Origin of the sequence: Kitasatospora sp. NPDC059577 (genome assembly GCF_042735475.1) — a bacterium.
In the GTDB taxonomy this organism is placed as follows: domain Bacteria; phylum Actinomycetota; class Actinomycetes; order Streptomycetales; family Streptomycetaceae; genus Kitasatospora.
On the sequence record NZ_JBHWBZ010000053.1, the window covers coordinates 4,229 to 15,232 of the forward strand.

Annotated in this window: 12 protein-coding genes and 1 pseudogene; 11 read left to right on the forward strand and 2 right to left on the reverse strand. The window is 75.1% G+C overall.

The window, feature by feature from the left end; translation table 11 throughout:
• The first annotated feature begins 130 nt into the window (after positions 1–130).
• The 3 genes from ACFV0O_RS31050 to ACFV0O_RS31060 all read left to right on the forward strand — a co-directional run bounded on the left by ACFV0O_RS31050 (position 131) and on the right by ACFV0O_RS31060 (position 1,156).
• Complete coding sequence (locus ACFV0O_RS31050) at positions 131–328, forward strand: hypothetical protein (protein WP_380347038.1); 198 nt, start codon at positions 131–133, stop codon at positions 326–328.
• Positions 329–578: 250 nt separating this feature from the next.
• Positions 579–911 (forward strand): hypothetical protein, encoded by a 333-nt coding sequence (locus ACFV0O_RS31055; protein WP_380347040.1) that lies wholly within the window; start codon positions 579–581, stop codon positions 909–911.
• Complete coding sequence (locus tag ACFV0O_RS31060; RefSeq protein WP_380347041.1) at positions 896–1,156, forward strand: hydrogenase subunit MbhD domain-containing protein; 261 nt, start codon at positions 896–898, stop codon at positions 1,154–1,156. Before ACFV0O_RS31055 ends, ACFV0O_RS31060 begins: the two co-directional genes overlap by 16 nt.
• A gap of 30 nt (positions 1,157–1,186) precedes the next feature.
• Here ACFV0O_RS31060 and ACFV0O_RS31065 read toward each other — a convergent pair whose 3' ends face one another.
• The gene (locus tag ACFV0O_RS31065) at positions 1,187–2,605 is read right to left on the reverse strand and encodes an FAD-dependent monooxygenase (protein ID WP_380347043.1); all 1,419 of its coding nucleotides are present in this window, start codon (positions 2,603–2,605) and stop codon (positions 1,187–1,189) included.
• 70 nt (positions 2,606–2,675) lie between these two features.
• On the opposite strand from ACFV0O_RS31065, the gene ACFV0O_RS31070 reads away from it, so the two are divergent.
• The 4 genes from ACFV0O_RS31070 (at position 2,676) to ACFV0O_RS31085 (ending at position 6,686) form a co-directional block, all read left to right on the forward strand.
• Positions 2,676–3,341 (forward strand): TetR/AcrR family transcriptional regulator C-terminal domain-containing protein, encoded by a 666-nt coding sequence (locus ACFV0O_RS31070; RefSeq protein ID WP_380347044.1) that lies wholly within the window; start codon positions 2,676–2,678, stop codon positions 3,339–3,341.
• Positions 3,342–3,678: 337 nt separating this feature from the next.
• Positions 3,679–5,517: an alkaline phosphatase family protein gene (locus ACFV0O_RS31075; protein ID WP_380347046.1), complete on the forward strand. Its 1,839-nt coding sequence runs from the start codon at positions 3,679–3,681 to the stop codon at positions 5,515–5,517.
• A 181-nt stretch (positions 5,518–5,698) separates the two neighbouring features.
• Positions 5,699–6,160, forward strand: a complete 462-nt coding sequence (locus ACFV0O_RS31080; protein WP_380347047.1) for a hypothetical protein — start codon at positions 5,699–5,701, stop codon at positions 6,158–6,160.
• Between the two features lie 298 nt (positions 6,161–6,458).
• A complete protein-coding gene (locus tag ACFV0O_RS31085; protein WP_380347049.1) occupies positions 6,459–6,686 on the forward strand; it encodes a hypothetical protein in 228 nt (75 codons plus the stop codon).
• A gap of 168 nt (positions 6,687–6,854) precedes the next feature.
• Here ACFV0O_RS31085 and ACFV0O_RS31090 read toward each other — a convergent pair.
• Positions 6,855–7,118, reverse strand: a pseudogene (locus ACFV0O_RS31090) (hypothetical protein); the annotation flags it as partial.
• A 56-nt stretch (positions 7,119–7,174) separates the two neighbouring features.
• On the opposite strand from ACFV0O_RS31090, the gene ACFV0O_RS31095 reads away from it, so the two are divergent.
• From ACFV0O_RS31095 to ACFV0O_RS31110, 4 genes are all read left to right on the forward strand, one after another.
• Positions 7,175–7,639, forward strand: a complete 465-nt coding sequence (locus ACFV0O_RS31095; RefSeq protein WP_380347050.1) for a DUF6328 family protein — start codon at positions 7,175–7,177, stop codon at positions 7,637–7,639.
• A 202-nt stretch (positions 7,640–7,841) separates the two neighbouring features.
• The gene (locus ACFV0O_RS31100) at positions 7,842–9,104 is read left to right on the forward strand and encodes an AI-2E family transporter (RefSeq protein ID WP_380347111.1); all 1,263 of its coding nucleotides are present in this window, start codon (positions 7,842–7,844) and stop codon (positions 9,102–9,104) included.
• 475 nt (positions 9,105–9,579) lie between these two features.
• Positions 9,580–9,915 carry a GNAT family N-acetyltransferase gene (locus ACFV0O_RS31105; RefSeq protein ID WP_360255446.1) on the forward strand — a complete coding sequence of 112 codons (336 nt, stop codon included), beginning with the start codon at positions 9,580–9,582 and terminating at the stop codon, positions 9,913–9,915.
• A 159-nt stretch (positions 9,916–10,074) separates the two neighbouring features.
• On the forward strand, positions 10,075–10,866 hold the full coding sequence (locus ACFV0O_RS31110) for a sigma 54 modulation/S30EA ribosomal C-terminal domain-containing protein (RefSeq protein WP_380347052.1): 792 nt from the start codon (positions 10,075–10,077) through the stop codon (positions 10,864–10,866).
• The last annotated feature ends 138 nt before the right edge of the window (positions 10,867–11,004 follow it).

Sequence of the window (11,004 nt, forward strand, 5' to 3'; positions counted from 1 at the left end):
GCCGCCCCTGTCTGCGGGCGGCTCTCAAGTCCGGGGCGGGGGGGACCACGGCCCGCGGCGGCGGGGGCCCCCCCCCCCCCCCCCCGGGCCCGGGACTCCCCCCGCACACTCGGCCGAGGAGGCGAATCCCATGACCGACCAGGACCAGCCCGTACCCAAGGACCTTCCGGTCCCCGTCGAGACCCCCGAGTCCCGGCTGGCCGGCGAGGGCTCGCCGCCACCCGGGCACGAGGACCGGAAGGGGCCGGAGGACGGGCCCGAGTACCGGACCACCGAACCGGCCCACGAACCGGCCCGTGAACCGGAGCCGCACGAGCCGCCGGACTGAGCCGGCGCGGCGGGTGCTCCGCCCCGGGCGGTTCGCCCCGCGCACGCCGGTCCGGGCCGAACGTCCGATGATCCGAGGAATCGGCTGATCGGACGATTCCGCCGCGCGCTCCGGCGAACGAGTGGTCCGGCACGGCGATCCCGCGCACGGCGGCGTTGCGCGCGGGACGCGGTCGCCCACCGGGCGGTACACCTGGGGCCGCTCGCCGCACCCGCGGCACTGCACCGACGACCGGGACGGGAGGGACGAGATGCGGACCGCAGCCGAACTCCTGCTCTGGTGGGGGGCGTTGCTGCTGCTCAACCTCGTGCTGATCAGCTCGGTGCCGCCGTTGGAGGCGGCGGTGGGCGGCGGTATCGCCCTGCTCGGGGCGGCCGGCGCGGCGGTGCTGCGACTCGCCCCCGGCCGGCCGCCGCTCGCGGCCTCCCCCGACGGCCGACGGGTCGGCCGGCTTGCCCTCGTCCGTCAGATCACGCCACTGGAGCCGGCGTTGACGGAGCGCACCGACGGCGCGACGGCCGCCGCCCGGGCGACCGCACGCGTCGAGACCGCCCGGGGGGCCGACCGGTGGCCGACGCGCTGATCGTGATCACCCTGCTGCTGACCGGGTTCGCCGCCACCACTGCGGCGCTCACCCGCGACCTGATGCGGCAGGCCGCCGTCCTCGCGCTGCTGGGGCTCTGCCTCGCCGCCCTCCTCACCGTCCTCCGGGCGCCCGGCGTCGAGCTCTCCCGGCTGGGCATCGGCGGCGCGATCACCACGCTGCTTCTGCTGCTGGCGGTACGCCGGGGGCGTCGCGACGAGCGCTCCGACGACCGTCCCGAGTGAACGCCGGGCGGCCGCACCGGTCCGGCCCGGTCAGCCGTCGAGGAGCCCGTGGCGGTCCGCATAGTCCGTGAGGCCGTCGGCCGTCCGGCCGGCCCAGCCGAGGTAGCCGTCCGGGCGGACGAGGAACACGCCGGTGCCGTACGCCCCGTAGGCCGGGATGCGGACCACGGGGGCGGTGAGGGCGGGCAGCGGGTCGTCGGTGCCGACGCTCAGCAGGGTCCAGTGCGGACCGCGGAAGGCGTCGAACAAGCGGGTGCCGCCGCGCTGTCCGTCGGGGGCGCGGTCGCCGGCGCGCAGCGCGTCCTCCGGGAGGTCCGGGCGGGTGTCCACGGCGAGCGAGGACTCCCGGTAGCCGAGGCCGAGTTGCTGGGTGGCGCGGCCGCGGCGTTCCTCGCCGCGGTGGACCCGGGTCGACAGGGCGAGCATCTCCGCCGCGTTGGCGCGGCGCTCCTCCTCGTAGGTGTCGAGCAGCGCGGCGTCCGCCCGGCCGGCCAGCACGGCGGCCAGCTTCCAGGCCAGGTTGTACGCGTCCTGGACGCTGGTGTTGAGGCCCTGCGCACCGGCCGGCGAGTGGACGTGCGCGGCGTCGCCGGCGAGGAACACCCGGCCCGCGCGGAAGCGGTCCGCCAGTGCGGCGCGCGGGCGGAACCCGGAGATCCAGCGCAGCTCGGTCACCTGCTCGGCGGTCAGGTGGGAGCGGGCGGCGACCACCGCGCGCAGGCCGTCGAGGGTGAGGTCGACGGCCGTCCGTTCGGGGAACCCGGCGACGAGCTGGAAGTCCTCGGTGCCGCCCAGCGGGCAGATCGCCAGCAGTCCCTCGTCGGAGGGGAACACGTGCCAGTGCTCGCGGCCCAGTCCGGTGACCCGGACGTCGGCGATGAGCATCGGCGCGGGGTCGACGGTCTCCCCGGTCATCCCGATGCCGAGCAGTCGCCGGACGGTCGAGCGTCCGCCGTCGGCCGCGACGAGGTAGCGGGCCCGGACCGGGGCACCGGTGGCGAACTCGGCGGTCACGCCGTCCTCGTCCTGGCGGAGGCCGGCCAGTTCGCGGCCGAACGCGACCTCGCCGCCCAGCTCGCGCAGCCGCCCGTGCAGGATCCGCTGGGTGAGCCACTGGGGCAGCATCAGCGTCTCGGTGTACGGCTCGGCCTCGGAGGGTTCGGCCGGTTCGTACATGCGGCGCTCGTCCTGCGGTTCGCCGTCCTTCCAGAAGAGGTTGGGCGGGTAGTGGCCGGCCACCTCGCGAACCCGGTCGAGCACGCCGTAGTCGTGCAGGACCTCCAGGGTGCGCGGCTGCAGGCCCTTGCCGCGCGAGCCGGGGAAGAGCTCCGCGCCGCGCTCGACCACCAGCGCGGCGACGCCGTGCCGGGCGAGGTCGAGCGCGAGGGCGAGGCCGGTGGGCCCGGCGCCGATGATCAGGACGTCCGTGTGCGTGCCGCGAGCGGTCACGGCAACCCCCTTAACGTTGTTAAGCAGCCGATGCCGGAAGCGTGCACTTAACGGCGTTAAACTGTCAAGCGTGACCCCGCAGAGAACCCCCAAGCTCGATCGCGCCCAGGTCGTCGACGCCGCACTGAGACTGCTCGACGAGGTCGGCCTCGACGGCCTCACCCTGCGCGCCATCGCCGCCTCGCTCGACGTCAAGGCACCCGCGCTGTACTGGCACTTCAAGGACAAGCAGGCGCTGCTGGACGAGATGGCGACCGAGATCATGCGCCGGATGACGGCCCGCGCGGCCGGGGCGGGCGGCGGCCCGGCGGAGGCACCGGCCGACTGGCGGGCGGTGTACCTCACCACGATGCGGGCCCTGCGCGCCGAACTCCTGCGCCACCGCGACGGCGCGAAGGTCTACAGCGGCGCCCGGTTCACCGACACCTCGTACGCGGCCGGCCTCGACGCCTCGCTGCGCCTGCTCATCGACGCCGGCTTCACCATGGCGACCGCCACCCGGGCCTGGTACACCGCGTACAGCTACACCATCGGCTACGTCATCGAGGAGCAGGCCATGGGCCCCAACCCCTTCGACGGGGACGAGGGCTACGACGTCGAGGCGCGCGCCGAGCGCCTGGCCGCCCACCCGCTCGCCGCCGAGGCGGGCCGGGTGATGTTCCGGGACTTCGACGAGGGCTTCGAGGCGGGCCTGGCGCTGGTCCTGGCCGGGGTCGAGGCGACCATGACCGACTGACGGCCGCAGACCGGCGGTCCACCGACGCGAGCCACCGGCCACCGGCCACCGGCCATCGGCCATCGGTCACCGGTCACCGGTCACCGGTCACCGGTCACCGGTCACCGGTCACCCGACGGGCCGTCACGCATCCGACGCGCCGTCAAGCTTCCGACGCATCCGAACCTTTTCGAAGCCGGAACGCTCCCCCTCGTACCACCCCCGTTGGTCCGGCGTTCACGTGTACATGTAAACTGCGTTCACCTCGCCCGTCTACCTTCGTGGCGCCCCGCCGCCCAAGATCCACCGGCGGGGCCCCAACTCTGAAAAAAATGATCTGACGTTCGAGGTACCAACCATGTACGCAGTCCCCACCCGCACACGGTGGCTCCGCTCCGGAGCCGGCCTGCTCGGCGCGGTCTCCCTGGCGGCCCTCGGCGGCGCGCCCGCAGCCTTCGCGGCCGACGCCCCCCAGACCGCCACGCCGATCAAGCACCTGGTGGTGATATTCCAGGAGAACGTCTCCTTCGACCACTACTTCGGCACCTACCCGAACGCGGCCAACACCGCCGACGACAAGGTGAAGTTCACCGCCAAGCCCGGCACCCCGAAGGTCGACGGCCTCTCCGACGACCTGCTCCACCACAACCCGAACGGGACCAACCCGAAGCGGCTGAGCCCGTCCCAGGCCGTCACCTGCGACCAGGACCACACCTACAAGGACGAGCAACTCGCCTTCGACGGCGGCAAGATGGACAAGTTCGTCGAGCACACCGACGTCGAGAGCTGCAAGGCGCCGATGTTCACCCAGCCCGGCCTGGTGATGGACTACTACGACGGCAACACCGTCACCGCCCTGTGGAACTACGCCCAGCGCTTCGCGATGAGCGACAGCTTCTTCGGCACCACCTACGGCCCGTCCACCCCCGGCGCGCTCAACCTGGTCACCGGTCAGACCCACGGCGGCTACCCGGTCGACCCGAAGACCGGCCAGAAGACCACCGACGCCTACGTGGTCTCCTCCCCGGACGCCAACGGCGTCGGCACCGTCATCAACGACCCGGACCCGGGCTACGACGACTGCTCCAGCCCCCAGCACAACCAGCTGGTGATGACCGGCAAGAACGTCGGCGACCTGCTGAACGACAAGGGCGTCAGCTGGGGCTGGTTCCAGGGCGGGTTCAAGCCGACCGGCGAGAAGGACGGCAAGGCCGTCTGCGGGGCCGCCCACGACAACATCGTGGGTGCGTCGCAGACCGACTACAACCCGCACCACGAGCCGTTCCAGTACTACAAGTCCACCGCGAACCCGAAGCACCTGGCGCCCAAGGACGTGGACGAGGTCGGGCACAACGGCCAGGCCAACCACCAGTACGACCTGACCGACTTCGACGCCGCCCTGCAGCACGGCAACCTGCCCGCCGTCAGCTACCTGAAGGCCGCCAACTACCAGGACGGGCACGCGGGTTACTCCGACCCGCTGGACGAGCAGCACTTCGTCGTGGACACCCTGAACAAGCTCCAGAAGTCCAAGGACTGGGCCTCCACCGCCGTCGTCATCGCGTACGACGACTCGGACGGCTGGTACGACCACAAGTTCGCCGAGCCCGTCAACGGCTCGCGGGACGCCGCCAACGACAGCCTCAACGGCCCCGGCCAGTGCGGCAAGGACGGCGGCGCGGGCGGCTACGCCGACCGCTGCGGCTACGGCCCGCGCCTGCCGCTGATGGTCGCGTCCCCGTACGCCAAGGCCAACTTCGTGGACCACACGCTGACCGACCAGACCTCCGTCCTGCGCTTCGTCGAGGACAACTGGAAGACCGGCCGGATCGGCGACGCCTCCTTCGACGAGCACGCCGGCTCCATCGAGGGCATGTTCGACTTCAAGTCCCCGCAGGCCGCCACCCTCCTGCTCGACCCGGCCACCGGCCAGCCCGCCGGCGGGGCCACGCCGACCGGTCAGCCCACCGGCGGCAGCTCGGCCACGGCCTCCGCCTCCGCCCCGGCAGGCCCGACGGACGGCACCGGCAGCGGCACCGCCGTCGCGGCGCCCACCGGCAGCGCCTCCGGTCCGGCGCTGGCCACCACCGGCGCGGACTCGAACACCGTGCCGATCGCGATCACGGCCGTGGCGCTGCTGGCGCTCGGCGGCGGCGCGGTGTTCGTCACCCGGCGGCGGCGCGGCCGCCGCGCCTGACGCTCCGTCCGCAGCGCGCACGCACCGGCGTGCCGACACCGCCGGGTCCTCGTCGAGGGCCCGGCGGTGTCGGCGTTCCGGGGCGGTCGGGACGGTGCCGCCGCCGTCCGCCCGGGGTGCGCAGGCCGTGCCTGCGGCCGTAGAACGGAAGGGAGCGAATCCCACCGGAAGGAGACGGGCCATGGGCCTGCCCCTGGCGGCCGGACACGTGCTCGTCCGCCTCGCCGACGGCCCGCCGGAGGCGGCGCACACGGTGCTGGACGCACTGGAGACCGTCTTCCCCAACCACACCGGACGCGGACGCACCCGGGTCGGCAACGTGTGGGAGGACCCGCCGACCGTGACCTCGGAGGGCACCCGGGTGGTGGCCGGCCCGCGGCCCGCCGGTGCCCCGCCCCGCGCGGCACCGGCCGGCGTGCACCTGTTCTCCCAGGCCTTCGACGCGCGCAGCGGGCGGGACCGGGCCACGCCGACGCAGGCGATCACCCTGGCGGGCGGGATCGACGCGGACCTGCTCGGCGGCCACGAGGACGTCGAACGGGTGCTGACGGTGCTCACCGCCCTCTGCGGGACGGTCGAGCAGGAGCGCGAGGCGCAGGGGCCCCACCTGGCCGTGCGGCTACGGCTCGGCCCGCCCGGGTGAGCGGGGCCGGCCGGGCAGACGTGTCGCCACCACCGAGCGGGGGCAGGCGCACGGACGGCAGCAGACCGGCTACTCCGTCCGGGGGCCGCCATGGCCGTGCGGCGCAGACCGGGCGTCCGGCGCGGGGCCCGACCTCACGCGGCGCGCGTCCGCCCACGGCCGGCGGATCCACGCACCCCGGAGCGGCCTCCGGCCCCACCGGGCCGACAACCATCCCACCGGGTCCGGCCCGGTGGCCGTTCGGCGGACCCCGGGGTTGCATGGACTGACCGAGCCCCAGCGATCCGGAGGTAGCGCCGTGTACGAGATGTGGGCCGAGCACGACCCGGCGGTGTCCCCGCCCGCCGTGGTGTGGCACGTGGTGGCGAAGGACGACGCGACGTCGTCGCTGTGCGGGCGGTTCCTGGAGCCGTCCCAGCGGGTCGTCCCGGCGGGGGACAACGCCGCCGTCGAGGCCGCACCGGACCGCTACTGCGATCCCTGCCTGCTCACCGTGCGCGAGGCCCTGGCGGCCAGCGCCCGGTAACCGTCCGCTCCGCCAGCGGTCACGGGAGCGGCACGGCCGTGAGGCACGGGTGCCGGCTGCCGGTCGCCGGTCGCCGGCGCCGGCGCCGCGAGGACGGTGGCCACCCTCCGTTGATCTCCACCCGGAGTCCGCCGTCCGCGCTCTCCCGGACGAGCCCCCCGCCGGGCCCACGGCGCTCGTCTCGTGGACGACGACGGCTGGTGGAGCGTGCCCGCCGACCGGGCCGGGGAGGGTCACCGCGTAACGGCGGGTGAGGCTTCTCATGACGGCCACCTTCTTCCCCCACCCCGTGTCACCGAATCTCCTCCCGCGCCAGGCCGCTTGTACACGGACGGCACACCTGTCCGGGCCTCCGACGGCGCCCGGACGACGGGGGACGACGGGTGGGGACGACGCTGCGTGTGCCCGGCCCGGGAACGGCCACCCGCGCATCTGCCCGGCCCGGTCCTGGCTGCACGCACCGGTGAACAGGACTCGGAGGCGATCCCATGACCACGCCGGACACCGACCCCCACGGCCGCACCGACCCCCGCCGCACCGAACCCCGCCGGACCGGCCGCCGCCGCGCCGACCCCCGCCGGACCGGCCGCCGGGAGTCGCCCGACGAGCGGGCCGACCGGCCCACCGCCCCGGTCGGCTACCACCGGGTCTTCGCAGGGCGCCGCCGCAAGCCCCAACCGGTCGACTCGGCGGCCCGGTTGGTGGTGGGCGGCCTGGTCCTGCCGGCACTGACCATCGGGTCGGCGCTGCTGCTCCTGCTCCGGGTCGCGACCGACGACGCGGCGTCCTCGGGCTGGATCGCCGGTGCCGTCGTGCTCTGGTTCGCGTTCTCCTGGCTGCTCCTGCCGGTCCTGCACCTGCGCCGGGACGACGGGTACTCCGGCCCGCCGTCCGCCGGCACCGGATCCGACCGCACGGCCCGCGCCCCGCCCGCCCGCGACCCGCCGCGGTGACGTGCGCACGGCGGGCATGAGGGTGCGGGTGTACGAAGAGTCCCCGCCGGAGAGACGCTGGGAGCAGGACTTCCACCCGGGAGGCTTCGATGATCCGTCCCCGCCGACGCCGTCCGCACACCGTGACGTCGCGGGGCGGGCCGCGCCCCCGCCGGACAGGACCCAGGAGCCGGACAGGACCCAAGGGAGGCCACCCGTGCGGATGAACGGCTCCGGGCCGAACCGGCGGGCCGTACCGCTCGGCAGCAGACGCCCCCGGGTGGCACCGCGCCGCCGGGCCCCGGTGGAGCACGCCGACCGGGCCGGGCCGGTGGAGCACGTCCCCGGAGGACTGCGAACGGCTGCCGGGTACACCTGGCGGCTGGGGCTGCTCGGCGTCGGCGCCTACCTGGTCGTCGACGTCCTCGGCCGGCTGGAACTGCCGGTCATCGCGGTGTTCATCGCGCTCGTCATCACCTCGGTCCTGCGCCCGCTGGTCGACCTGCTGGCCAGGGCGATGCCCCGCTCGCTCGCCGTCCTGATCGCCTTCCTCTGCGCCCTCGCGGTGATCGGCGGGGTCCTGGCGCTGGTCGGGACGACCGTCGCCGACGAGTGGAACCGGCTGGGCAACGAGGTGCGCGGCGGGCTCGGCCGGATCGACCGCTCGCTGACCGGCGCCCCCTTCCACCTGCGGCCCGGGACCGTCACCGACCTGCGGGCGAAGATCGGTGACTTCATCTCCACCCACCGCTCGACGCTGGTCAGCACCGCCCTCAGCGGCGCCGGCCGGGCCGTCGAGCTGGTCACCGGGCTGGCGCTCGCGGTGTTCTGCTCGGTGTTCTTCCTGCACTCCGGCGACCGGATGTGGTCCTGGGCGCAGGGGCAGCTGCCGGCCCGCCGCCGTACCGTCTGGGACCGGGCCGGGCGCGCGGCCTGGCGCACCTTCGCGGGCTACACCCGCGGCGTGCTGATCGTGGCGGCGACCAACGCCGTGCTGGTCGGCGTCGCCCTGGCGATCCTGGGGGTGCCGCTGGTCCTGCCGCTGACGGTGCTGGAGTTCGTGGCGGCGCTCATCCCGCTGATCGGCTCGCCGATCGCCCTGGCCGTCGCCTCCGTGGTCGCCCTGGCCGCGCGCGGGCCGGTGGTCGCGCTGCTGGTGCTCGCCCTGATCGTGGTCATCGGCCAGATCGAGGGACACCTGCTGCACCCACTGGTGCTCGGCTGGTCCGTCCGGATCCACCCGGTGGTCATCGCCCTGTCGGTGACCGGCGGCGCCGTCCTGGCCGGCGTCCTGGGAGCGGTGGTGGCGGTGCCGGTGGTGTCGGTCGCCTGGGCCGTGATCGGCGAACTCCGCGACCTGCGGGCCCACCGCGGCCCGCCCGGGCGCTCACGGGACGATCCCTCGGTGCCGGGCGACCGGCCGCACGGCCGCGCGGACGAGCGCCGGAGCCCGGACCCCGCCGAAGACGACCGGCGCGGCCGCTGAGTGGGCGGTGGCACTGGACGGCGGCAGACCCGACGGCAGACCCGACGACGGAGCCGGCGACGGGGACGGGGACGGGGACCGCAACACCGACAGCACGGCGGTCGGCAGGCGCACGACCGTTCCGGGCACGCCGCCCGGCACCCGGCACCACGTGCGTGGTGCTCGGGGGCACGGTCCGGCGCGTCTGTCCGCACGCAGATCGTCATCGATCTCCGCCAGCATCCGCAGCTCCCCGCGCGAGCGCCCCGGGCCTGCCACCGCCGCCACCGCCGCCACCTCCGGCGCCACGCGGGGCAGCACGAGGACGCCCGGGCGCGGGGTCACTCGGCGTGGGAGCACCCGGCGCGGAGCACCGGCTCCGGAGCAGCCGGGACGGCCCGGCTCCCGAGGACGGCGATGGCCCGTCCGGGGGACGGCCTGGCAGGATACCCATGATCGACTCCAGCGACACTCCGCACGACCGAAGGGCCCCACCGTGACCACTCCCACCAGCACCGTCGTCGAGCGCGCGGACGAGCGGCACCGGTACGAGATCCTCGTGGACGGCACGCTCGCCGGCTTCACCGAGTACCGGGACCACGAGGACCAGCGCGTCTTCTTCCACACCGAGATCGACGACGCCTTCGCCGGGCAGGGCCTCGCCGGCCGTCTCGTCCAGGACGCGCTGACCGACGTACGCGCGGCCGGCAAGCGGATCGTGCCGATCTGCCCGTACGTCGCCAAGTTCCTCACCAAGCACGAGGAGTTCACCGACATCACCGACCCGGTCACCCCCGAGGTCAAGGGCTGGCTCCGCACCCGGCTCGCCTGAGCGACCCGCCCCGCGGCGCCCTGCCCCGGGCCCGTTCTCCCGTTCCCTGGTGGGCCCGGTCGGCCCAGCGGGTGGGGTCGTTGGTCCCTGGCCGGGGCGACGGGGGGATGGGGATCCTGGTCGGCGGAGTGCGCCGGACGGGAATGGAAGGGCCTGGTGATGGGCGAGTTGGTCGCAGTGGGGGCGTTCGAGGGGCTGACGGGCGAGGTCCTGGCCGAGGCCCGGGTCCGGGTCGCCGCCGCAGCGGTGGCACCCGGCGTGGGGACGCTGGTGGAGGCGCTGCGGGTCAGGCTGGCGGCCGTGGCCGGGGGTGTGCTGGCGCAGGTGAACGCCGAGGTGGACGGTCGGCGGATCCGGGTGCAGGAGGTCGCCGCCGAGCTGGGTGAATCCCTCGACCGGGCCGCCGACGCGCTGCGCGGCAGGATCAGGGCCGTCACCGGGGCCTGGGCGCCGCGCCCGTGGCCGGGCGCCCACCGGATCGCCTCACCCGCCGGGGCGCTCGTCGACGCGTCCGCCGTGCCGCCCGTCGTCCCGTCCGCCGCGGACCGGGGGGTCGGCGGGGGCGGCGGGGACCCCCGGATCGTCAGGCGCAAGGAGCCCGCGCTGGTGTGGTGTTCGCCGGAGGCGGCCGCCCGGACCATGGACGCGATGGACTACCACATCCACCTGTTCACCGATCCGGCGACCGAGACCGACGCCGTCGTCTACCGCGTCGGGCCGACCGGCTACCGGCTGGCCCGCACCGTCGCCGCCGGACCGCCCGGCCGCCGCACCGCGCCGATCACGCTCAGTCCGTACGGCGCGCCCCGGCTGAGCGAGGCGCGGGCCGTCGACCGGCTGGTGGACGCCGAGTTGCCGTTCCTGTTCTTCGCCGACCCCGTCAGCGGGCGCGGCCGCGTGCTCTACCGGCGCTTCGACGGCCGGCTCGGTCTGATCGCGGGACGGGCCTGACCGCGGGACGGCACCGAGCCCGGGAAACCCGACGCGGCCCCCCCCCGCGGGGGGGGGGGGGGGGCGGGGGGGGGGGCGCCCCGCCGCCGGCCGGGGGGGCCGGCGGGGGGGGGGGGGGGGGGCCCTGTGTTTGGTGTG